Below are 22181 nucleotides of genomic sequence, written 5' to 3'. Positions count from 1 at the left end.
GAAAAAGCCGCCCGCGCCGGGCGTAGACTGTGGGCTGCCCACCGTCATGCAGACCGCAGAAAGCGGCGCCGGTGCGGCGAGAAGGAGACTCGCTTTGCAGCCGACTAACACGCAGGACCCGGCCTACTTCCACAAGGTCGTCGATTGCCAGTGGGCGTGCCCCGCCCACACCCCCGTGCCCGAATACATCCGCCTGATCGCGCAGCAGCGCTACGCCGACGCGTACATGATCAACTGGGTGTCGAACGTGTTTCCGGGCATCCTGGGCCGCACCTGCGACCGCCCCTGTGAGCCCGCCTGCCGGCGCGGCCGCGTGGAGGAAGAGAACGCCGCGCAGCCCGAGCCCGTGGCCATCTGCCGCCTCAAGCGCGTGGCGGCCGACCTGAAGGACGACGTGGTGCCGCGCATGCCGCGCCCCGCGGCGCGCAAGAACGGCAAGCGCGTGGCCTGCGTGGGCGCCGGCCCGGCGTCGCTGACGGTGGCGCGCGACCTGGCGCCGCTGGGCTACGCCGTGACGGTGTTCGACGGCGAGCGCAAGGCCGGCGGCTTCATGCACCAGCAGATTCCGCGCTTTCGCCTGCCCGAAAGCGTGATCGACGAGGAAACCGGCTACGTCTTCGCGCTGGGGCCCGAGTTCAAGGCCGGCCAGCGCATCGATTCGATGAAGGCGCTGCTGGCTGAAGGGTTTGACGCGGTGTTCGTCGGCAGCGGTGCGCCGCGTGGGCGCGATCTGGACATCCCTGGCCGGCAGGAGGCGGCCGATCACATCCGCATCGGCATCGACTGGCTGGCGTCCGTCTCGTTCGGCCACGTCACGCAGGTGGGCAAGCGCGTCATCGTGCTGGGCGGCGGCAACACCGCCATGGACTGCTGCCGTTCGGCCCGGCGCCTGGGTGGCGAGGATGTCAAGGTCATCGTGCGCAGTGGCTTCGACGAGATGAAGGCCTCGCCCTGGGAGAAGGAGGACGCGCAGCACGAGGGCATTCCGATCATCAACATGCACGTGCCCAAGGCCTTCGTGCACGAGGGCGGCAAGCTGACCGGCATGCGCTTCGAGATCGTGCGCGCCGAGTACGACGAGCAGGGCCGGCGCAGGTTGGTGCCCACCGGCGAGCCCGAGGCCTTCTTCGCCTGCGACGAGGTGCTGATCGCCGTCGGCCAAGAGAACGCCTTCCCCTGGATCGAGCGCGACCTGGGGCTGGACTTCGACAAATGGGGCCTGCCGGTGCTGGGCCACGGTCAGGATCAGGCACCCACCTACCAGTCCACGCTGCCGAACGTGTTTTTCGGCGGCGACGCGGCCTATGGGCCCAAGAACATCATCACCGCCGTGGCGCAGGGCCACGAGGCGGCGGTGTCGATCGACCTATTCCTGAACGGGCAGGATGTGGCCCAGCGGCCCGCGCCGCGCACCAACCTGGTGTCGCAGAAGATGGGCATCCACGAGTGGAGCTACGACCAGAACCCGTCGAACGACGAGCGCTACAAGGTGCCCTGGGCCAACGCCGAAAAGGCGCTGGCCAGCATCAAGGTGGAGGTGGAACTGGGCTTTGACGCCGCGACCGCCTTCAAGGAGGCGGCGCGCTGCCTGAACTGCGATGTGCAGACGGTGTTCACCGACGAGCTGTGCATCGAATGCGACGGCTGCGTGGACATTTGCCCGATGGATTGCATAACCTTCACCAGCAACGGCGACGAGGCCGACCTGCGCCAGCGCCTGAACGCACCGGCCGAGAACGCCGAACAGGCGTTGTATGTCTCGGGCGAACTCAAGACTGGCCGCGTGATGGTGAAGGACGAGGACGTGTGCCTGCACTGCGGCCTGTGCGCCGAGCGCTGCCCGACGGGGGCGTGGGACATGCAGAAGTTTTTGCTGCACACCGCCAAGGCGGGCGGCGCGGCGGGCACCATCGGCAAGACCAGGGAAGGGGTGGCGGCATGAAACAGATCGAGGGCATCAACGACTTCGTCGTCAAGTTCGCCAACGTCAACGGCTCGGGCTCGGCCAGCGCCAACGAGCTGTTCGCCAAGGCGGTGCTGCGCATGGGCGTGCCCGTGAGCCCGCGCAACATCTTCCCCAGCAACATCCAGGGCCTGCCGACCTGGTACGAGGTGCGCATCAACGAGAAGGGCTACCAGGGCCGGCGCGGCGGCGTGGACCTGATGGTGGCCATGAACCCGCAGACCTGGGCTGCCGACCTGGCCGAGATCGAACCCGGCGGCTACCTGCTGTACGACAGCACGCGCCCGCGCGGGCCGGCCGAGCTGCGTGACGACATCACCGTCATCGGCATGCCGCTGACCGAGATCTGCAACGCCGTCTACAGCGACCCGCGCCAGCGCCAGCTGTTCAAGAACATCATGTACGTGGGCGCGCTGTCGGTGCTGCTGGGCATCGAGCACCAGGCCATCGAGGGCCTGCTGGCCGAGCAGTTCAAGGGCAAGGAGAAGCTCATCGCCGCCAACGTGCAGGCGCTGAACCTGGGGCGCGACTTCGCCACCGAGCACCTGAAGCACCCGCTGCCGATCCAGGTGCGGCGCGCCGACGCCGTGGGCCAGCGCATCTTCATCGAGGGCAACGAGGCCGCCGGCCTGGGCGCCGTGTACGGCGGCGCCACGGTGTGCGCGTGGTACCCCATCACGCCGTCCACCTCGGTGGCCGAGGCGTTCATGAAGTACTGCGCCAAGTTCCGCGTCGATTCCGAGGGCCGCCACAACTACGCCATCGTGCAGGGCGAGGACGAACTGGCCTCCATCGGCATGGTGGTGGGCGCGGGCTGGAACGGCGCGCGCGCCTTCACCGCCACGTCCGGCCCGGGCGTGTCGCTGATGACCGAGTTCCTGGGGCTGGCGTACTTCGCCGAGATTCCGGTCACGCTCATCAACGTGCAGCGCGGCGGCCCCTCCACCGGCATGCCCACGCGCACGCAGCAGGCCGACATCCTGGCCTGCGCCTATGCGTCGCATGGCGACACCAAGCACGTGCTGCTGTTCCCCGAAGACCCGAAGGAGTGCTTCGAGCACGCCGCCGCCGCGCTGGACCTGGCCGACCGCCTGCAGACCCCGGTGTTCGTCATGACCGACCTGGACATCGGCATGAACCAGCGCCTGTGCGAGCCGTTGGCCTGGGACGACCGCCGCGACTACGACCGCGGCAAGGTGATGAGCGCCGACGACCTGGAGCACAAGGACTTCGGCCGCTACAAGGACGTGGATGGCGACGGCATCCCGTGGCGCACGCTGCCCGGCACGCACCCCACCAAGGGCAGCTACTTCACGCGTGGCACCACGCGCAACGCCTACGCCGTGTACTCCGAGCGCGGGCCGGACTACATCTACAACGTCGAGCGCCTGCTGAAGAAATTCGCCACCGCCGCCACGCTGGTGCCGCAGCCCGTTCTGCGGCCGGCGGCCAAGCGCACGCGGCTGGGCGTCATCTACTACGGCTCCACCAGCCCCGCGATGCAGGAGGCGCTGGACGTGCTGGCCGGGCAGGGCATCCACCTCGATGCGCTGCGCCTGCGCGCCTTTCCGTTCCCGGACAGCGTCAGGCAGTTCATCGCCGAGCACGATCGGGTGTTCGTGGTCGAGCAGAACCGCGACGCGCAACTGCGCTCGCTGCTGGTCAACGAGCTGGAGATCGACCCCGCCAAGCTGCAGAAGGTGCTGCATTTCGATGGCACGCCCATCACCGCGCGTTTCATCACCCAGGCCATCACCCAGCATGTGCTGGCCGCCGCCGTTGCCCCCGTGGAGACCAAGGTATGACCTACATCGCCAAACCCCGCCTGCATCACCCGTCGCTGCAGCAGAACAAGGTCGGCTACACGCGGCGCGACTACGAGGGCAAGGTCTCCACCCTGTGCGCCGGCTGCGGGCACGACTCGATCTCGGCCGCCATCATCCAGGCCTGCTGGGAACTCGACATCGAGCCGCACCGCGTGGCCAAGCTCTCGGGCATCGGCTGCTCGTCCAAGACGCCCGACTACTTCCTCGGCGCCAGCCACGGCTTCAACACCGTGCACGGGCGCATGCCCAGCGTGCTCACGGGCGCCAACCTGGCGAATCGCGATCTGCTGTACCTCGGCGTGTCGGGCGACGGCGACTCGGCCTCCATCGGCCTGGGCCAGTTCGCGCACGCCATGCGGCGCAACGTCAACATGGTCTACATCGTCGAGAACAACGGCGTCTACGGCCTGACCAAGGGCCAGTTCAGCGCCACCGCCGACAAGGGCAGCAAGAGCAAGAAGGGCGTCGAGAACATGGACAGCCCGGTCGACCTGGTGGGCCTGGCGATGCAGCTGGGCGCCAGCTTCGTGGCGCGCAGCTTCTCGGGCGACAAGGCGCAGATGGTGCCGCTGATCAAGGCCGCCATGGGCCACGGCGGCGCGGCCTTCATCGACATCATCAGCCCCTGCGTCACCTTCAACAACCATGCCGGCTCCACGCGCAGCTACGACTGGGTGCGCGAGCACAACGAGGCCGTGAGCCGCATCGACTTCATCACCGGCCGCGAGGAGATCACCGCCACCATCGAGCCGGGGCAGGTGGTCGACGTGGAGCAGCACGACGGCACCGTCCTGCGCCTGCGCAAGCTGCACACCAACTACGACCCCACAGACCGCGTGGCCGCCATGAGCTACATGCACGCCCGCGCCGCCGAGGGCGAGCTGGTGACCGGCCTGCTGTACCTGGAGGCCGAGGCCGGCGATCTGCACGCGGCGCAGCACACCAGCGCCCGGCCGCTCAACAGCCTGGGCAAGGCCGACCTGTGCCCCGGCGCGGCGGCGCTGGAGCAGATCAACGCGCGCCTGCGCTGACAGCCGGCGGACCATTCCGTGCGCGTTGGCCGCGTAGCTCGATGACGGAATGACCTCACTGCGCTTCGATGAATGGGTGCATGGCGATGAGGCGTATATGAAGGCATGCAAGTGGAGCCTTGTTTTTAAATACTCCCCATGTGCCTGCTCGCTAGCGCTTGATGGACAAGCGCCAACGGCACATACTCCCAACAAATCCTTTGTCTACCGCTTTCTTGCGCCCGGCATGGCCGTGCGCTGGTGCGTCAGCCCGCATCGCGCCGCGCGCGTGCACGTGCCAGCGCGGCTTCGATGATGGCGCGCTTGCGGTCCAGTTCGGGGCCTTCGGCCATCTTGGTCAGCTCGGGCAGGCGGGCGAGTTTTTCTTCGGCCTTCTTTTCAAGCCTTTTCGTGTGCTCGGCCTCATCCGCTTGCGCCGACAGCTCGTGAATTCATAGCGTTCACGGGCGCTGTCGGCGTCGGCGGCTGACCACGCTGCCCAGCCAGTGCGGGTGCCGGTCACGTTCTCTAGCGCGATGCAATCGACGGGGCAGGCGGGAATGCACAGCTCGCAGCCGGTGCACTGCGCTTCGATGACGGTGTGCATGCGCTTGTTGCCGCCGACGATGCAGTCGACCGGGCAGGCCTTGATGCACAGGGTGCAGCCGATGCACCAGGCTTCGTCGATCCAGGCGACGTGGCGCGGGCCCTCGGCGCCGTGCTCGGGGTTCAGGGGCAGGGCGGGCTGGCCCGTGAGCGCGGCCAGGCGCTGCACGCCCTCGGCGCCGCCGGGTGGGCACTGGTTGATGGCGGCTTGGCCGTCGGCAATGGCCTGGGCATAGGCGGCACAGTCGGGGTAGCCGCAGCGCTGGCACTGGGTTTGCGGCAGGGCGGCCAGAATGCGTGCGGCCCGGGAGCGCTGGTCGGCCATGGGCGGTGTGTTCGTCAGCCGGCAATGAAAACGCCCGCCGGAGCGGGCGTGGACAGGGCGGTGAGGCCGAAGTCAGCTTGCGCGTGCGCCATTGCTGCGCTTGCTGGGCGCCTTGCTCACGGCCTTGGTGGTGGCCTTGGTCGTGCGCTTGGCCGCCGTCTTGGGTGCGCTCTTGGCGACGGCGGCGGCACCGTTGCCGTTGCCGCGGCGCGGTGCGGCGCGTTTGGCCGGCGACGGCACGGTGATGTCGGGCACCGCGGTTTCCAGATCGTCCAGGCGCAACTGGCCCAGTTCCTCGGCCGCGGCGCGCTGTGCCGGCGCGACCTGCTGGACAGGGGCAGGGGCGGGCTGCCTGGGCGCGGGCATCGTCACTTCACCGCGCTGCGCGGCTTCGGCATGGTAGCGGGCAATGAAGGCCTTGACCTGCGGATACACCACGGTGCGCCAGCGGCGGCCGCTGAAGATGCCGTAATGCCCCGCGCCCTTGACCTCCAGGTGGTCGCCTTCGCGGCGCGGCACGCCCGTGCACAGTGCGTGGGCGGCCTTGGTCTGGCCGGAGCCGGAGATGTCGTCCAGTTCGCCTTCCACCGTCATCTGCGCCGTGGTGGTGATGTCCTGCGGGCGCACGCGCTCCACCGCGCCGTCCGGCGAGCGCACGTCCCAGGTGCCGTTGACCAGGCTGTAATCCTGGAAGACGGTCTTGATGGTCTCCAGGTAATAGTCGGCATCCATGTCGAGCACGGCGTTGTACTCGTCGTAGAACTTGCGGTGCGTGTCGGCGCTGGACTGATCGCCCTTGATCAGGTCCTTGAAGTAGTCGTAGTGGCTGCTGGCGTGGCGGTCCGGGTTCATGGCGATGAAGCCGGCGTGCTGCAGGAAGCCCGGGTACACGCGGCGGCCGGCACCGGGGTAGTTGGGCGGCACGCGGTAGATGACGTTGTTCTCGAACCACTCGTAGCTGCGCTGCACGGCCAGGTCGTTCACGGTGGTGGGCGACTTGCGCGCGTCGATGGGGCCGCCCATCATGGTCATGGTGATGGGGGTCTTCTCGCCGCGGCTGGCCATCAGCGACACGGCGGCCAGCGTGGGCACCGTGGGCTGGCACACGCTGATGATGTGGCAGTTGCCGTACTTGCCCTGCACGTGGCGGATGAACTCCTGCACGTAGTTGACGTAGTCGTCCAGATGGAATTCGCCTTCGGACAGCGGCACCATGCGGGCGTTCTTCCAGTCGGTGATGTAGACCTTGTGGCCTTCCAGCATGGTGCGCACGGTGTCGCGCAGCAGCGTGGCGTAGTGGCCAGACAGCGGCGCCACGATCAGCACCGGCGGCTGCTCCTTGAGCTTGTCCAGCGTCGGCGGATCGTCCGAGAAGCGCTTGAAGCGCAGCAGCTGGCAGAAGGGCTTGTCGATCTCCACGCGCTCGTCGATGGCCACCTCGACGCCATCCACGTCGACCTTGCGGATGTCGAACTCGGGTTTCTCGTAATCCTTGCCCAGGCGGTGGAACAGGGCATAGGCGGCCGATACGCGCTGCGCCATGGGCAGCTGGCCCAGCAAGGTGTGGCGGTTGCCGTAGGCCTTGGAGGCGGCATCGGCCATGTCGGCAAACGGCTCAAGCAGCGAACGCTGCGCTTCGTAGATCTGATAAAGCATTGGTTTGATATCTCCCGCAAGGCTGTTGCGGCGCAATATAGCGCAGCCCCGTGTTCTCGCGCTGGGAAGCAGGCTTTAAAGGGGCTTTTGAAGGCGTACTAAAGGACGCATTTTCCCAGATGTCCGCGTCGCACCGGCGACGCATGGGCGACGCATGGGCGACGCATGGGCGACGTGGATCGTAACGCCGCCGATTTGCGCTGCGCTGACAGCCCCGCGGGTATCATCCCGCGCCATGACCACCGGTGTTTCACTGTACGGCTGGCTGCTGGATGTCGGGCGCGGCGTGCTGGGCTGGCTGCGGGGCTGGTGGCTGGTGGTCTTCATCGGCGCGCAGCTGGCCGTGCTGGCGTTCTCGCCCTCCAGCTATCGGCGCGAATCGCGCGCCGTGGTGCTGCGCCACATCTACTACGCGGCCGGCCCGGGCCTGCCGGGCTTCACCACGCTGATGGCGCTGTTCAACGTGGTGGTGATCCGCATCGTGGTGGTCACTGCCTTCGCCTACGGGCTGACGCAGTACGCGCTCGACGCCGTGGTGCGCGTGCTGGTGCTGGAGCTGATTCCGCTGGTGGCGGCGCTGTTCGTGGCGGTGGAATACACCATCCCCGGCGGCTCCGAGCTGTACAAGCTGCGCCGCGACGGCGCCTTCGACCGCATGCGCCGGCACGGCATCGACCCGCTCAGCCACGAGGTGCTGCCGCGCGTGCTGGCCGGCATGTTCGCCGTGCTGCTGCTGGCGGTGCTGAGCTGCCTGCTGTCGCTGGTGCTGGCCTACGTGGCCGTGCACGGCTTCACGCTGGCGGGGCTGCCGTCGTACAACCACGCGGTGGGCAACATCTTCAACCCGGTGGTGTCGCTGATCTTCAGCATGAAGACGCTGGCCTTCGCCCTGTCCGTGGCCCTGCTGCCGGTGGCCAACGCGCTGCGCGACATGCCGCGGCGCGCCTCGCGCACCAGTGTGGAACTGCAGGGCCTGGTGCAGATGTTCGTGCTGATGCTGATCATCGAGATCGCCTCGCTCATCGGCAATTACTATTGACCGCGATGACCGACCAGCACGGCAGCCCGCCGCCCCCGGCCCCCACAGCCCGTCGCCCGGCCTGCCCGAGCCGGCCGCCGCGCCGCTGCCCGGCAGCGACGAGCCCGTGCCACCGGCCACGCGCCGCGCCCAGCGCCGGCTGGAGGCGCGCGCCGCGCTGCTGCTGATCTTCATGGCGCTGCTCATCGCCATCTCGGTGCTGTACCTGATGTGGGTGCGCGGCGCCTTCGAGGCCACGCAGAAGCTGTACCTGACCGCCGACGACTCCGACGGCGTGGTGGTGGGCATGGACATGACCTTCTCCGGCTTTCCCATCGGCCGTGTCAGCCGCATCGAGCTGGCCGAGCAGGGCACCGTGCGCATCCACGTCGACGTGCCCGTGAAGGACGCGCACTGGCTGCGCATCTCCAGCGTGTTCACGCTGGAGCGCGGCCTGGTCGGCGCGGCGCGGCTGCGCGCCTTCACCGGCATTCTGGACGACCCGCCGCTGCCGCCCGACAGCGAGCGCATGGTGCTGCGCGGCGACGTGTCGGCCGAAATCCCCAAGATGGTGGCCGACGCGCGCGACGTGCTGCAGAACGTCAACCGCCTCACCGCCGCCGAATCGGCGCTGTCGCAGACCATGACGGAGATCCGCACCTTCAGCGAGCGGATCAACAGCAGCAAAGGCGGGCTGATGGCCGCCGTGACCGGCAACGAGGCCGACGCGAAGCGCGTGGCCGAACTGCTGGACCGCGCCAACCAGTTGATGAAGAGCCTGGATGCCGTGGCCGTGCGCGTGGACGGCATGGTGAAGAAGGCCGACACCCAGGTGCTGGGCCAGGACGGCCTGGTCACCGACGCCCAGGCCGCCGTGCGCCAGCTCAACGCGCTGCTGCAGGACACGCGGCAGACCGTGGTCAAGATCGACGCCGTGCTGAAGGAAGTGCAGGGCGTGGCCGGCAACGCGCGCGAGGCCACGGTGAACCTGACCGACCTGCGCGCCGACGTCGAAAGCAGCCTGCGCAAGATCGACGGGCTGATCACCGAGCTGAACCGCAAGTGGCCGTTCGCGCCCACCGACAAAGAGGTGAAGCTGCCGTGACGCCCTTTGCAGTTTACAAGCCAAAATGGCCTTCAGCGCCCGTCCATCAAGCGCTAACAGCTATTGTTTCAATAGTGATGCTGGCCGGCTGCAGCAGCGGCCCCAAGGTGCCCGACTGGAAGATCAACGCCATCGGCCACATCGAGCGCTTCACCGAGGCGTATTTGAAGGGCGACCACCGCGTCGAGGCGCGCGAGTTCGAGCTGGCCCGCGCCGAAACCGCGCGCACCGGCAAGCCCGATCAGGTGGCGCGCATCGAACTCAACCGCTGCGCCACCCGCGTCGCCAGCCTGGTGTTCGAGCCCTGCACCGGCTTCGAGCAGCTGCGCGCCGACGCGGGCGACGCGGAGCGAGCCTACGCCGATTACCTGGACGGTCGCATCCTCACCGCCGCCCAGGCCGCGCTGCTGCCCGAGCACCACCGCGCCGTGGCGGCGGGCGCCGCCAGCGCCGCGCTGCCCCCGGCCGACGACCCGCTCGGCCGCCTCATCGCCGCCGGCGTGCTGCTGCGTCGCACCCAGGCCAGCCCGGCGGTGGTCGAGCAGGCCGTCGAAACCGCCTCCCACCAGGGCTGGCGCCGCCCGCTGCTGGCGTGGCTGGGCGTGCAGGCAAGGTTGGCAGAGCAGCGGGGGATGCGGCGGAGGCGGCAAGGGTCAGGCGGCGGATGGATTTGGTGCAGCCGCTCACCTCCCCGGCAACACCGTGAAGTGGCGCAAGGAAGGCGAGAGCCACCGCGACGCGAGTCTGCGTTGGAGTCTGCGCGGCTTCGCGATCTTTGCTTTATCGCTCGTCGTCGCTGGTGTTCCGGGCCAGTGGGGAGAGCGGTGCAAGTGGCATTGGCCGTCATCGGCATTGGGATCGTGTGGGGAGCGACGGTGCTGGGTGTCGTCTACGCGTTTCGCGACGACGACCCATTGCAACAGTTGGCCGAGTTCGCCCGACGCCATCGCCTGGTGCGCGTCGCGATGTACGTCGCGCCGTTTCAACTGATCAGGGGCCTGGTGGGTTGGCTCACCGCCGGGGTGGACGAGCGGCTGATTGCTTTCTGGGTAGCCGGGTTGGCCGGCACGTTACCGGGCGTTCTGCTCTATGTCATCTCGGTTACTCGCCGCTGAAATCGCGGCGCGTAGCTGGGTTGAGGCACGAAACCCAGCGTTCGCGTCGATCCGCGCCTTGGGGTCTTCAGCGGGGCGAAGCTTCGTTGGCATGAGCATGATCCGTGACCCAGTCGCTTTACATACTCCCTATGCATGTTTCTTGTAGCGCAGGATGGACGGGTGCTGGACAAGCATACTCCCCATTTTTGTCGACACCCTGCGGCTGCACAGGGTGGCGCGCTGGGTTTCGCTTCGCTCAACGCCAGCCTACCGCGGCGGCGTCACGCGCCATGCAGTTCGGCAAACAAATCGCTGTAAATCTTGTAGCGATTGGCGCCGATTGCTGAGGCGCTGGCGGGCGTTTGGGCATCGGGCGTGACCGCCGCTCGCACCCCGCACCCCGGCTCGTGCAGGTGCGTGCAGTTGTAGAACCGGCACTCGGCCACGTGCGGCTTGATGTCGGGCATGTAGGCGGCGAGTTGCATCGGGTCGATGTGGCGCAGGCCGAATTCCTGGAAGCCGGGGAGTCGATGAGGGCGCTGATGCGGGCGTCGTCCAGCCAGTACCAGGTGGTCGTGGTGGTGGTGTGCTTGCCGCTGTTCAGCGCCTGCGAGATTTCGCCGGTCTGCGCGGCAGCGCCGGGGACGGCGCGGTTGATGAGGGTGCTCTTGCCGGCGCCGCTGGGGCCGAGGATGAGGGTGGTGTGGCCGTGCAGGCGGGCGAGCAGCGCTTCGAACGAGCAGGCGGTGATGGCATCGCCGTCGCCCCTCACCCCAGCCCTCTCCCCAGAGGGGCGAGGGAGTAACTCCGACGAGGCTGCGGGTGGGGCGCTTGTCGCCCTCTCCCGCCGGCGGGAGTGGGTTGTGGTGAGGGTGCGCCGGCTTGGCCGCCAGCGGCAGCACCGTGTAGCCCATGGCGCGGTACGGCGCCAGGCGCGCCCAGGCGCGGGCGAAGGGCTCGGTCAAATCGGCCTTGTTGAGCACGATGAGCGGCTCGATGTGCTCGGCCTCGCAGGCGATCAGGGCGCGGGCCAGCTGGTGCTCTGAAAACTCCGGCTCGGCAGCGACGAGGATCAGCACCTGATCCAGATTGGCGGCGAAGCTCTTGGTACGCACCTCGTCCTGGCGGTAGAGCAGGTTGCGGCGCTCGTCGATGCGCTCGATGGTGCCCTCGTCCTGGCTGGGCAGCCAGCGCACGCGGTCGCCCACCACCACGGCCAGCTTCTTGCCGCGCGGGTGGCAGATGACGCGCTCGCCGGCGGGCGTCTCGACCACGCAGTGACGGCCATGCGCGCTGACAACCAGGCCTTCGCGCAGGCGCGCATCGGCGGGGGCGGGCGCGCGGCGCGGGCGGCTCATGCGGTGTGCGCGGTGGCGCCCAGGCGCTCGGCCAGGGCGTCGGTGTGGCGGGCGGCGTCGAGGTCGAGCGCGGTGACGCCGCCGGCGTCGTGCGTGGTCCAGCGCACGGTGCAATGGCCGTAGCTGACCAGCAAATCAGGGTGATGGTTCAACTGCTCGGCCAGGTCGGCCACGGCCTGGGCCAGCGCCATGGCCTGGCGGAAACCGGGCAGGCGCCAGTGCTTCTCGATGGCGGGAGCAGCGTTCAATGTGGTGGTGCGCCAGCCGGGCAAGGTGCTCAAGAATGCTTCCAATTCAATAGCTGCCAGCGCTTGATGGACGGGCGATGGAGCCTGATTTGGCTTGGAACTCATGCCTGTGCCACTCAAGCCAGCTGCACCCGCGCACCCATGCGCGCGATGCGTTCGCTGGCGGGCGGGTGCGAGTAGTAGAAGCGCACGTACAGCGGATCGGGCGTGAGCGTGCTGGCGTTGTCCTTGTACAGCTTGACCAGCGCGTTGCTCAGGTCTTGCGCGCTGGCCTGGGTGGCGGCGTAGGCGTCGGCCTCGAACTCGTGCTTGCGCGACAGCTGTGCCATCAGCGGCGACAGGAAGAAGGTGAACAGCGGCACCGCCAGCATGAACAGCAGCAGCGCCAGCGCGTGGTTGGGCACCGCGCCGCCCATGGCGGGCGGCAGGTTGGGCGCCACGCCCAGCCCGGCATAGAACCACGCCTGCTGCGACAGCCAGCCCAGCAGCGCCAGCCCGGCCAGGCTGGCCGCGAACAGGCCGGCGATGCGCTTGATGATGTGCTTGTGCTTGAAGTGGCCCAGCTCGTGCGCCAGCACGGCCTCGACCTCGGGTGGGGTGAGCTGCTGCAACAGGGTGTCGAAGAACACCACGCGCTTGGCGGCGCCAAAGCCAGTGAAGTAGGCATTGGCGTGCGCGCTGCGGCGGCTGCCGTCCATCACGAACAGGCCCTTGGCAGCAAAGCCGCAGCGCGCCATGAGCTGGGTGACGCGCTCTGTCAGCGATTCGTCCTGCAGCGGCTGAAACTTGTTGAACAGCGGCGCGATGACGGTGGGGTAGATCACCAGCATCAGCAGGCTGAAGCCCATCCACAGCGCCCACGTCCACAGCCACCACAGGCTGCCGGTGGCCTGCATCAGCCACAGCACCAGCGCCGCCAGCGGCACGCCGATGACAAAGCTGACCAGGGTGGACTTGAGCAAATCGCCCAGCCACAGCCGCAGCGTCATCTTATTGAAGCCGAAGCGCTCCTCGATGACGAAGGTCTGGTACAGCGACACCGGCAGCTCGATCAGGGCGTTGATGGCGGCGAACACCACCAGCAGCGCCAGCGGCTGCAGCAGTGGGCGCGGGCCCAGCGTGTCCAGCAGCAGGCTGTTGATCCAGTCCAGCCCGCCCAGCAGCGTCCAGGCCAGCAGCACGGCGGCGGCCAGTGCCAGCTCCAGCAGGCCGAAGCGCAGCTTGGCGATGGTGTAGTCAGCCGCGCGCTGGTGGGCATCGAGCGGGATGGTGGCGGCAAACTCGGCCGGCACGGCGCCGCGGTGGCGCGCCACGGCGCGGATCTGGCGCGAGGCCAGCCAGAACTTCACGGCCACGTTGGCCAGCAGCGCCAGGCTGAACAGCAGGGTGAGTACGAGGGCGGGGGACAGCGGTGGGTTCAAGATGGTGGACTCGGGCAGGGGCAAGGGCAGGGCGGCTGCAACCCCGGAGTTTAGGGCGCGTGGCGCCGCTGCAGGCCGGCGCCGCCAGGAAGCCGGCGCGCGCCGTGGACAATCGGCGCCATGAACGAGACTGTGAACACCCCCAGGCCACGCCCGCGCTGGCCAAATCCGAGCAGAACCTGATCTGGCTCGACTGCGAGATGACCGGGCTGGACCCCGAGAAGGAACGCATCATCGAGATCGCCGTGATCGTGACCGGCCCCGAACTGACGCCGCGCGTGGAAGGCCCGGTGCTGGTGATCCACCAGCCCGACAGCGTGCTGGACGCCATGGACAGCTGGAACACCGGCACGCACGGGCGCAGCGGCCTGACGGCGAAGGTGAAGGCCTCCACCCTGACCGAGGAGCAGGCCACCGACCAGCTGATCGCCTTCCTGTCGCAGTACGTGCCGAAGGGCACCTCGCCCATGTGCGGCAACACCATCGGGCAAGACCGGCGCTTCCTGGTCAAGTACATGCCGCGGCTGGAGGCGTTCTTCCACTACCGCAACGTGGACGTGAGCACGCTGAAGGAGCTGGCGCGCCGCTGGCGGCCCGAGGTGGTGGATGCCTTCAAGAAGCAGCAGCTGCACACCGCGCTGGCCGACGTGCACGAATCCATCGACGAACTGGTGCACTACCGCGAGCACTTCATCCGCCTGGCGGCGTGATGGAGCGGTGCGGGGCGTTTCTGCGCGGTTACAGCGGTGCCCGGCGGCTGTCGAGCGTGCCAAGGAACGAATCCGCCTGCGGCCAGGGCGTGACCTCGCCATCCTGCAGCGCGTCGTCGCCGTGGCCGTCGAGCGCCCGGTGATGGCGGAAGCTGCGGTTGCGGTCCAGCACCTCGTGCAGCTGGTGGCGCACCGATTCCAGCTCGGCACGCTGGCTGTGGCGGGGTGGCTGCGAATCCAGCGCCGACGCGCCCAGGAACTCGGCCCGCAGCGCATCGGCCTGCGGCAGCGATTCGGGCGACAGCACCCAGTAGCCGATGCCGCACTGCGCCAGCAGGGTCTGTTTGAGCTGCCGGTTGCCGCGCGACAGGCCGTTGCGGCTCATCACGTCCACGCAGCCCACCACCTGGCCCAGGTTGTTGCAGATGGTGAAGCTGCAGTAGGCGCCGCTCAGCACCTCGAACCAGTCCTTGCCCTCGCCGGGCTGGCGCGGCATGGTGAAGCGGGTGACCGGCAGCTTGACCATGATGTGGTGGTCGGGGAACACGGTCTGCAGCCAGTGCCACACCTGGCGCTCGCTGCTGTTGGCCAGCGGGCGCGGGTTGACGGGCCACTGCGCCGGCAGGCGCCGCTTGGCGCTGGGCTTGGCAAACACCGGGCTGCCGCGGCGCGACAGGTGGATCGCAACCCCAGCGTGGCCGCCACCAACCCGACAGCGGCCAGCACGGTCGCCACGATGGCGGTCGAACTGGTCAACAGACTCACAACATCTCCCTTGATGGCGCTTTGCGCGCATTATTCATTGCCGAATGTTACTTGCGTGACAGCATCTTGGCGCGGTTCACCCCTGCTTGGGTGCGCGCAACGAGAAATTTGTCATGCATCGCAGCATACAGACCGGACTATTGTTGCAGGATGATCGTGAAATGCGCCTGAGCGAACTGCTTTTCACCCAGGGCTTCGGCACCCGCCGCGTGTGTGCTGGCCTGATCGAAAAAGGCCATGTGGCGCTGGCCGATGGCCTGTGCACCGATCCCTCCGCCGAGGTGGACCTGTCGGCCCAGCCGCTGGCCTTCTCGGTGCAGGGGCAGGCCTGGGTTTACCAGCCGCGTGCCTACGTGATGCTGCACAAGCCGGCGGGCTACGAGTGTTCGCACCGCCCGGGCGCCTGGCCCAGCGTGTACACCCTGCTGCCCGTGCCGCTGCGCCAGCGCCCCACCACCGGCAAGGTGCCGGGCGTGCAGGCCGTGGGGCGGCTGGACCAGGACACCACCGGCCTGCTGCTGCTGTCCGACGACGGCGCCTTCATCCACCGCATGAATTCGCCGCGCCACCACGTGCCCAAGGTGTACGAGGTGACGACCAAGCACCCGCTGGACGAGCGCCAGATCGCCCGCCTGCGCGCCGGCGTAGTGCTGGACGACGACCCGAAGCCGGTGGCCGCCACAGCGGCCGAGGCGGTGGGCGACCACCACCTGCGGCTGACGCTGACCGAGGGCAAGTACCACCAGGTCAAGCGCATGCTGGCGGCCGTGGGCAACCGCGTGGAGGGGCTGCACCGCTCGCAGGTGGGCCGCCTGGTGCTGCCGCCCGAGCTGGCGCCCGGTGAGTGGCGCTGGCTGACCGAGGCCGAGCAGGCCGCGCTGGCCGCCAAGCCCGCGGCCTGAGTCGTGCGGCGGGCCGCTGTCCCCGCCGTGGTTTCAGCCTGTCGATGCGGTGGTGGTGGGGAGTATGTTGTTTTGGCGCTTGATGGATAAGCGCTGGCGGACAGGTATGAGGGGAGTATTCGGTCCTATGCCCGCCTGCTTGCAGCATGGCCGCCGCATCGCGGGCAAGCCCGCTCCCACAGGGGTTGGTGGGCAGGGGCCGCTCCACACCATGCCCCGTGGCGCGCTGTCAGGCTTCAGGCATCGGCCAGCGGGGCCAGAAAGCGCGTGATCGCCTCGTTGACCAGCGCCGGCTGGTCGCGGTGCGGCGAATGGCCGCAGGCCGCCAGCGAGCAGTTGCGCGTGCGGCACGGCGCGCGCCACATCCTCGATCTGCGCCAGGGTGCCGTACTGGTCATCCAGGCCCTGGATGGCCAGCAGCGGTGCGCTGATGCCGCCGATCTCGCCGCGGATGTCGAAATCGCGGAACGCCGGGCTCAGCCACACGTCGTTCCATTGCCAGAAGGCGACCTGCACGTCGTCGTGGTAGCGCGCCAGCCGATCCGGCAGATCGGTCGTCTCGAAGGCGCGGCGGGCCTCGTCGATGGATTGCACCGAAATGTCTTCCACCATCACGTGCGGCGCCATCACCACGCAGGCCGTCACCGGGTGCGCGGCGGCGTGGATCAGGGCGATGGTGCCGCCGTCCGAATGGCCGACGAGCACCGGCCGCTCGATGCCCAGCCGCGCCAGCAGCCTGGGCAGCACCTCCAGCGCCTCGCGGTGCATGTAGTCGGGCTGCAGGCGGCCGCTGCGCGTGCCGTCGGGGTGTTCGCGCGGCTCGCCGCGCACGTCGGGCACCGGGCTGCTGCGGCCGTAGCCCTGGCGCGAATACACCCAGCCCGCCCGGCCGGTGGCGGCGCACAGGCTGGCAGGCCAGTCGCGCCACATGGCGACCGAGCCCAGCCCCTCGTGCAGGAACACCAGCGGTGCACCGCCGGGTTGTGTGCCGGCCGCCACGGGGATGTGATGCACTTCAAGAAAAACGCCGTCGATGTCCACCTGTTGCATGGGCCGGATGTTAAGTGAAGGCCCTGCGTCAGAGCGCAGGGCTACACTCGCTCGCCGTCTGAAGAGGGTTCATCTCGTGAACGCCGTTCTTTCCCGTTTTTCACCGTCCCGGCGCCGCTTTGCCGGCCTGCTGGGGCTGGCCGCGCTGCCGGTGCCCTGGGCGCGCGCGCAAACTGCAGTGGCGCCCCAGCCGGCCGCAGCGCCGCCACGCTGGGGCGCGCCGGTGTTCGTGCTCAATTCGCTCGATGGCAACGTCAGCGTGATCGACGCCATCCGCTGGACCGAGATCAAGCGCATTCCCACCGGCAAGGAGCCGCACCACCTGTACCTGACGCCGGACGACAAATCGGTCATCGTGGCCAATGCGGCCAGCGATTCGCTCACCTTCATCGACCCGCGCACGGCCGAGGTGCAGCGCACGATCCGCGACATCCGCGACCCGTACCACCTGCGCTTCTCGCCCGACATGAAGTGGTTCGTCACCGCCGCCAACCGGCTGAACCACATCGACATCTACAGCTGGGACGGCGCCAATCCCACGCTGGTCAAGCGCATTCCCACCGCGCGCACGCCCAGCCACCTGTGGATCGACACGAAGAGCACCACCGTGTGGTCGAGCATGCAGGACAGCAACGAGCTGGTGGTGATCGACCTGGCCACGCAGCAGCTGACGCACCGCGCCAAGACCGGCCCCATGCCGGCCGACGTGTTCGTCACGCCCGACGACCGGCACCTGCTGCTGGGCCTGACGGGCGGTACCGGCGTGGAGGTGTACGACGTGGCCGGCGGCAAGATGCCGCAGCTGGTGCAGACCATCGCCACGGGCAAGGGCGCGCACGCCTTCCGCGCCACGGGGACCGGCGGCACGTGTTCGTCAGCAACCGCGTGGCCAACACCATCAGCAAGATCGACTACGAGAAGTTCACGGTGGTCGACACCTTTCCGGCGCCGGCCGGGCCGGACTGCATGGACGTGTCGGCCGACGGCTCGCTGATCATGGTCGGCTCGCGCTGGGCCGGGCGGCTGACGCTGATCGACGTGGCCAAGCGCCAGGTGGTGCACCAGGTCAAGGTCGGCAAGTCGCCACACGGGGTGTGGACGCTCGATCATGCGGAAAGGATTTGACCCCCTGAGCGGCTGACGCCGCTTTCCCCTTGGCTGCGCAGGGGCGCGTCGCCCGTCGTCGGCACAGGTCCGCCGACGGCGATCGCTGGCGTGGCCTGCTCCGCGGCCATCGGTCTCGGATGAATCGTTGCGGGCCTGGCACCCTCTCCCGCGTGCGGGAGAGGGCGGGGCTGAGGGCATGCGTCGTCCGGATGCGCGACGCCCGCAGTCAGCGCGTCGCGGTCTGTTTGCTATTTTCATGATAGCTGCCAGCGCCGTCTGCACAACGGCTGCAGCCCAAAACGGCCCTGAACCCTGCAAGCCGGTGTACCTGACCTTCGACACCGGCCACATGGGCGTGGCGCCGCTGGTGGCCGAGGTGCTGAAGCGCCAGGGCGTCAAGGCGACCTTCTTCGCCGCGCAGGAGCGCACGAAGGAAGGCGACGGCACGCTGGGCCGGCACTGGGCGCCGTGGTGGAAGGCGCGTGCGGCCGAGGGGCATGAGTTCGCATCGCACACCTGGGACCACGCCTACTGGCAGGCCGACCTGCCGCCGGCGCAGCCGGGCGGCGAGCCGCGCTTTCGCATTCGCCCGTCGTCCGGGGCGCAGGCCGGCAAGACGCTGACCTGGACCGCCGCGCAGTACTGCGGCAACCTGCAGCTGGGGGCCGACCGGCTGTCATCCGTCACTGTGAAGAAGCCGCTGCCGCTGTTCCGCGCCGCGGGCGGCAAGACCTCGCCCAGGCTGCTGGCCGCGGCCGAAGCCTGCGGCTTCAAGCACGTGGGCTGGGCGCCGGCCGGCTTTCTGGGCGACGAGCTGCCCAGCGGCCAGTACCCCAACAGCGCCTTGCTGGCCAAGGCGCTGCGCGATATTCGCGCGGGCGACATCCTGATGGCACACCTGGGCATCTGGTCACGCCAGGACCCGTGGGCGCCCGACGTGCTGGAGCCGCTGGTCAGCGGGCTCAAAAGCCGTGGCTTCTGCTTTCGCACGTTGCGCGAGCACCCCGATTACCAGACCTGGATCAGCACCCATGGCGGCTGAAAATATGGGGAGTATGTGTCTTCAGCGCTTGATTGACGGGCGCTGGCGGATGATATGTTGTGGAGTATATGAGCTGGATGATGAGTGACGCGCTGCAGCGGCCGCAGCCCGCCTGCCGCCTGAACCGGGCAGAAGGCCGCTGACATGCTGGCCACCCTGACCGATGCGTTCGAGACCGCGCAGCAGTGGCTGTTCGAAACCGCCGTGCAGCCGCTGGCTTTTGGCCTGGGCGCCGGCAACCTGCTGGAAGACGGCTTTGCCGCCACCGGCTGGCTGCTGGCGGGCGTGCTGCAGATCGTGGTGATGCTGGCCGTCATCGGCCCCCTGCAGCGCCTGTGGCCGGTGGAGCGGGTGACCGACCGCCACGCCATCGGCATCGACGTGATCTACACGCTGATCCACCGCCTGGGCCTGTTCAAGCTGGTGATGTTCTTCAGCGTCGAGCTGTGGCTGACGCAGGGCATCGGCTGGCTGCGCGCGCACGGCCTGCCCACGCTGCAGATCGACCAGCTGTGGCCCGGCGTGACGGACCGCGCGTGGGTCAGCTTCCTGATCTACCTGGTGGTGTTCGACTTGATCGGCTACCTCATCCACCGCGCACAGCACCGCTGGCACTGGTGGTGGCAACTGCACGCCGTGCACCACAGCCAGCGCCAGATGACGATGTGGACCGACAACCGCAACCACCTGCTGGATTCGGTGATCACCGACGTGATCTTCGTCTGCGCCGCCATCCTGATCGGCGTGGCCCCCGCGCAGTTCGTGGCGCTGGTGGCCGTCACGCAACTGCTGGAAAGCCTGCACCACGCCAACCTGCGCTGGTCGTGGGGCTGGCTGGGCAACAGGCTGCTGGTCAGCCCCAGCTTTCACCGCCGCCACCACGCCATCGCGCTGGGACACGAGCCGGGTTCGCAGCCTCTGTCGCCCTACGGCGCCAACTACGGCGTGCTGTTTTCGTGGTGGGATTTGCTGTTTGGCAGCGCCGACTGGCGCCCCGGCTTGGACGCCACCGGCATCGACGACCAGGTGCTGCAGGGCCGCGACTATGGCCGCGGCTTCTGGGCGCAGCAGTGGCTGGGGCTGCGGCGGCTGCTGGGCGAACGCGCCGGCGCGCGGCGCGCTCCTGAATCGGTTGCTACCTGATTCATAGCTGCTCGCGCTTGCTGGATAAGAATTTCAGCCCTAAACGATTGAAAATCCAGCCTTGGATGCAGCGTCCAAGGCGCGGCGCCATCAAGCCTCGTGCCGCAGCGCCGGGAACAGGATCACGTCGCGGATGCTGGGGCTGTCGGTCAGCAGCATCATGAAGCGATCGATGCCCACGCCGCAGCCGCCGGTGGGTGGCATGCCGTATTCCAGCGCGCGCACGAAGTCGGCGTCGTAGAACATCGCCTCGTCGTCGCCCGCGTCCTTCGAGGCCACCTGCGCCTGCAGGCGCGCGGCCTGGTCTTCGGCGTCGTTCAGCTCGCTGAAACCGTTGGCCATCTCGCGGCCGGTGATGTAGAGCTCGAAGCGCTCGGTCACCTCGGGCCGGGCATCGTTGGCGCGCGCCAGCGGGCTGATCTCGGTCGGGTGCTCCATGATGAAGGTGGGCGCCCACAGGTGCTGCTCCACCTCTTCCTCGAAGTACAGCACTTGCAGGCTGGCCAGGCTGCGCGTGCTCAGCTTGTCCTTCTCCTCGCTCAGACCCAATTTCTTCAGGCGGCTGATCAGTTCGGCCGCATCGTCGACGTGCGCACCGATGTCGGTGTGGGCGTGCAGCGCCTCGCGGATCGTCATGCGCGCGAAGGGCTGGCTCAGATCGACCTCGCGGCCCTGGTACTGCAGCTGCAGCGTGCCCACGGCCTGTTGCGCCGTGGCGCGCAGCAGCTGTTCGGTGAAGTCCATCAGATCCTGGTAGTTCCAGTACGCGGCGTAGAACTCCATCATCGTGAACTCGGGGTTGTGCCGCACGCTGATGCCTTCGTTGCGGAAACTCCGGTTGATCTCGAACACGCGCTCGAAGCCGCCGACGATCAGGCGCTTCAAGTACAGCTCCGGCGCGATGCGCAGGAACATCTGCTGGTCCAGCGCGTTGTGGTGCGTGACGAAGGGCTTGGCGTTGGCCCCGCCGGGAATGGGGTGCAGCATGGGCGTTTCCACTTCCATGAAGCCGTTGTCGGTCATGAAGTGGCGCATGGCCGACAGCGTCTTGCTGCGCGCGGCAAAGCGCGTGCGCGCGGCCTCGTCCATGATCAGGTCGACGTAGCGCTGGCGGTATTTCAGCTCCTGGTCCTGCATGCCGTGGAACTTGTCGGGCAGCGGGCGCAGGCTCTTGGTGAGCAGACGGATCGACGTGGCGTGGATCGACAGCTCGCCCTTTCCGGTGCGGAACATGTGGCCTTCGACGGCGATGATGTCGCCCAGGTCCCAGTGCTTGAAGGCTTCGTAGACGTCCTCGCCCACGTCCTTGGTGATGTAGGCCTGGATGCGGCCGGTGGCATCCTGCACGGTGGCGAAGCTGGCCTTGCCCATCACCCTTTTCAGCATCATGCGGCCGGCGATGCTGGCGGGAATCTTCTCGCCAGCTTCCAGCGCTTCCTTGGTGGCAGCGCCGTGCGCCTGGTGCAACTGGTCGGCGCGGTCCTTCGGCTTGAAGTCGTTGGGGAAGGCCACGCCGGCGCCTTCGCGGATGGCCTTGAGCTTGTCGCGCCGCTCGGCGATCAGCTTGTTTTCGTCTTGGGGCAGGTCGTCGGTGGGCGGGGTCTGGGTCACGGTGAATCGCAGGTGGCTGAAAGAAACATCGCGCGAGCCCGGTCGCCGATAATCGGCACGCTCACGCGAAACCCTCGATTTTAGGCGGCTTGCCGGTTTGTCTCTTGTGGGAGCGGCCTTGGCCGCGATGGCGCGTTCCGTGCGGCGCGGAGGCTGATCGCGGGCAAGCCCGCGCCCACATATCCCGAGCCGTCGACCACCACGCTTCTTGTTCAACC

At 68.2% G+C, this 22181-nt stretch carries 16 protein-coding genes and 3 pseudogenes; 11 read left to right on the top strand and 8 right to left on the bottom strand.

What is annotated here, in order from left to right:
* The first annotated feature begins 94 nt into the window (after positions 1–94).
* Genes H0I39_RS00680 through H0I39_RS00670 form a run of 3 tightly spaced genes read left to right on the top strand, consistent with a single transcriptional unit; the run spans position 95 to position 4820 of the window.
* Positions 95–1942 (top strand): FAD-dependent oxidoreductase, encoded by a 1848-nt coding sequence (locus tag H0I39_RS00680; RefSeq protein ID WP_180549219.1) that lies wholly within the window; start codon positions 95–97, stop codon positions 1940–1942.
* Positions 1939–3768, top strand: a complete 1830-nt coding sequence (locus H0I39_RS00675) for a 2-oxoacid:acceptor oxidoreductase subunit alpha (protein WP_180549218.1) — start codon at positions 1939–1941, stop codon at positions 3766–3768. Before H0I39_RS00680 ends, H0I39_RS00675 begins: the two co-directional genes overlap by 4 nt.
* The gene (locus H0I39_RS00670) at positions 3765–4820 is read left to right on the top strand and encodes a 2-oxoacid:ferredoxin oxidoreductase subunit beta (protein ID WP_180549217.1); all 1056 of its coding nucleotides are present in this window, start codon (positions 3765–3767) and stop codon (positions 4818–4820) included. Before H0I39_RS00675 ends, H0I39_RS00670 begins: the two co-directional genes overlap by 4 nt.
* Positions 4821–5065: 245 nt before the next feature.
* Here H0I39_RS00670 and rsxB read toward each other — a convergent pair.
* A pseudogene (rsxB, locus tag H0I39_RS00665) lies at positions 5066–5730 on the bottom strand (electron transport complex subunit RsxB).
* Between the two features lie 72 nt (positions 5731–5802).
* Positions 5803–7386, bottom strand: coding sequence for a polyhydroxyalkanoate depolymerase (locus H0I39_RS00660; RefSeq protein ID WP_180549216.1), 1584 nt, complete (start codon positions 7384–7386; stop codon positions 5803–5805).
* A 235-nt stretch (positions 7387–7621) separates the two neighbouring features.
* On the opposite strand from H0I39_RS00660, the gene H0I39_RS00655 reads away from it, so the two are divergent.
* From H0I39_RS00655 to H0I39_RS23005, 3 genes are all read left to right on the top strand, one after another.
* Positions 7622–8425 (top strand): MlaE family ABC transporter permease, encoded by an 804-nt coding sequence (locus H0I39_RS00655; protein WP_180549215.1) that lies wholly within the window; start codon positions 7622–7624, stop codon positions 8423–8425.
* A 106-nt stretch (positions 8426–8531) separates the two neighbouring features.
* Positions 8532–9509 carry an MlaD family protein gene (locus H0I39_RS00650; RefSeq protein WP_308645728.1) on the top strand — a complete coding sequence of 326 codons (978 nt, stop codon included), beginning with the start codon at positions 8532–8534 and terminating at the stop codon, positions 9507–9509.
* A gap of 77 nt (positions 9510–9586) precedes the next feature.
* Positions 9587–10624, top strand: coding sequence for a hypothetical protein (locus H0I39_RS23005; RefSeq protein WP_307776748.1), 1038 nt, complete (start codon positions 9587–9589; stop codon positions 10622–10624).
* A gap of 263 nt (positions 10625–10887) precedes the next feature.
* On the opposite strand, the pseudogene rsgA reads toward H0I39_RS23005, so the two are convergent.
* The 3 genes and pseudogenes from rsgA to H0I39_RS00620 form a co-directional block, all read right to left on the bottom strand.
* Positions 10888–11964, bottom strand: a pseudogene (gene rsgA, locus H0I39_RS23825) (ribosome small subunit-dependent GTPase A).
* The gene (locus H0I39_RS00625) at positions 11961–12245 is read right to left on the bottom strand and encodes a 4a-hydroxytetrahydrobiopterin dehydratase (protein WP_180549213.1); all 285 of its coding nucleotides are present in this window, start codon (positions 12243–12245) and stop codon (positions 11961–11963) included. The pseudogene rsgA and the gene H0I39_RS00625 overlap by 4 nt, the downstream one beginning before the upstream one ends.
* Positions 12246–12328: 83 nt before the next feature.
* Positions 12329–13633, bottom strand: a complete 1305-nt coding sequence (locus H0I39_RS00620) for a M48 family metallopeptidase (RefSeq protein WP_373368241.1) — start codon at positions 13631–13633, stop codon at positions 12329–12331.
* A gap of 104 nt (positions 13634–13737) precedes the next feature.
* On the opposite strand from H0I39_RS00620, the gene orn reads away from it, so the two are divergent.
* Entirely contained in the window at positions 13738–14343 is a 606-nt protein-coding gene (gene orn, locus H0I39_RS00615; RefSeq protein ID WP_308645904.1) for an oligoribonuclease, read from the top strand.
* A 28-nt stretch (positions 14344–14371) separates the two neighbouring features.
* Here the strand turns inward: orn and H0I39_RS00610 are convergent, their stop codons facing one another.
* On the bottom strand, positions 14372–14998 hold the full coding sequence (locus H0I39_RS00610; RefSeq protein WP_180549212.1) for a DUF2726 domain-containing protein: 627 nt from the start codon (positions 14996–14998) through the stop codon (positions 14372–14374).
* Between the two features lie 271 nt (positions 14999–15269).
* Here H0I39_RS00610 and H0I39_RS00605 point away from each other — a divergent pair, with 271 nt between their 5' ends.
* Entirely contained in the window at positions 15270–16010 is a 741-nt protein-coding gene (locus H0I39_RS00605) for a pseudouridine synthase (protein WP_180549211.1), read from the top strand.
* A 33-nt stretch (positions 16011–16043) separates the two neighbouring features.
* Here the strand turns inward: H0I39_RS00605 and H0I39_RS00600 are convergent, their stop codons facing one another.
* Positions 16044–17060: an alpha/beta fold hydrolase gene (locus tag H0I39_RS00600; RefSeq protein ID WP_307776747.1), complete on the bottom strand. Its 1017-nt coding sequence runs from the start codon at positions 17058–17060 to the stop codon at positions 16044–16046.
* A gap of 178 nt (positions 17061–17238) precedes the next feature.
* Here H0I39_RS00600 and H0I39_RS00595 point away from each other — a divergent pair.
* The 3 genes and pseudogenes from H0I39_RS00595 (at position 17239) to H0I39_RS00585 (ending at position 20352) form a co-directional block, all read left to right on the top strand.
* Positions 17239–18185, top strand: a pseudogene (locus H0I39_RS00595) (YncE family protein).
* Between the two features lie 238 nt (positions 18186–18423).
* Positions 18424–19209: a polysaccharide deacetylase family protein gene (locus H0I39_RS00590; RefSeq protein ID WP_180549210.1), complete on the top strand. Its 786-nt coding sequence runs from the start codon at positions 18424–18426 to the stop codon at positions 19207–19209.
* A gap of 144 nt (positions 19210–19353) precedes the next feature.
* On the top strand, positions 19354–20352 hold the full coding sequence (locus H0I39_RS00585; protein WP_180549209.1) for a sterol desaturase family protein: 999 nt from the start codon (positions 19354–19356) through the stop codon (positions 20350–20352).
* Positions 20353–20442: 90 nt separating this feature from the next.
* Here H0I39_RS00585 and lysS read toward each other — a convergent pair whose 3' ends face one another.
* Positions 20443–21963, bottom strand: a complete 1521-nt coding sequence (lysS, locus tag H0I39_RS00580; RefSeq protein WP_308645727.1) for a lysine--tRNA ligase — start codon at positions 21961–21963, stop codon at positions 20443–20445.
* Positions 21964–22181 lie beyond the last annotated feature (218 nt).

This window comes from Ottowia beijingensis (assembly GCF_013423955.1).
GTDB classification, from domain to species: domain Bacteria; phylum Pseudomonadota; class Gammaproteobacteria; order Burkholderiales; family Burkholderiaceae_C; genus Ottowia; species Ottowia beijingensis.
Note: the sequence above shows the minus strand (reverse complement) of the source record. Positions and strands in the feature narration are given on the sequence as shown.

What these genes read in the sequence shown, in the direction of transcription:
- H0I39_RS00675 (WP_180549218.1), top strand. Translation starts at nt 1,939, where the DNA reads ATGAAACAGATCGAGGGCATCAACGACTTCGTCGTCAAGTTCGCCAAC.
- H0I39_RS00670 (WP_180549217.1), top strand. Translation starts at nt 3,765, where the DNA reads ATGACCTACATCGCCAAACCCCGCCTGCATCACCCGTCGCTGCAGCAG.
- H0I39_RS00660 (WP_180549216.1), bottom strand. Translation starts at nt 7,386, where the DNA reads ATGCTTTATCAGATCTACGAAGCGCAGCGTTCGCTGCTTGAGCCGTTT.
- H0I39_RS00655 (WP_180549215.1), top strand. Translation starts at nt 7,622, where the DNA reads ATGACCACCGGTGTTTCACTGTACGGCTGGCTGCTGGATGTCGGGCGC.
- H0I39_RS23005 (WP_307776748.1), top strand. Translation starts at nt 9,587, where the DNA reads ATGCTGGCCGGCTGCAGCAGCGGCCCCAAGGTGCCCGACTGGAAGATC.
- H0I39_RS00605 (WP_180549211.1), top strand. Translation starts at nt 15,270, where the DNA reads ATGCGCCTGAGCGAACTGCTTTTCACCCAGGGCTTCGGCACCCGCCGC.
- H0I39_RS00600 (WP_307776747.1), bottom strand. Translation starts at nt 17,060, where the DNA reads ATGCAACAGGTGGACATCGACGGCGTTTTTCTTGAAGTGCATCACATC.
- H0I39_RS00590 (WP_180549210.1), top strand. Translation starts at nt 18,424, where the DNA reads ATGATAGCTGCCAGCGCCGTCTGCACAACGGCTGCAGCCCAAAACGGC.
- H0I39_RS00585 (WP_180549209.1), top strand. Translation starts at nt 19,354, where the DNA reads ATGCTGGCCACCCTGACCGATGCGTTCGAGACCGCGCAGCAGTGGCTG.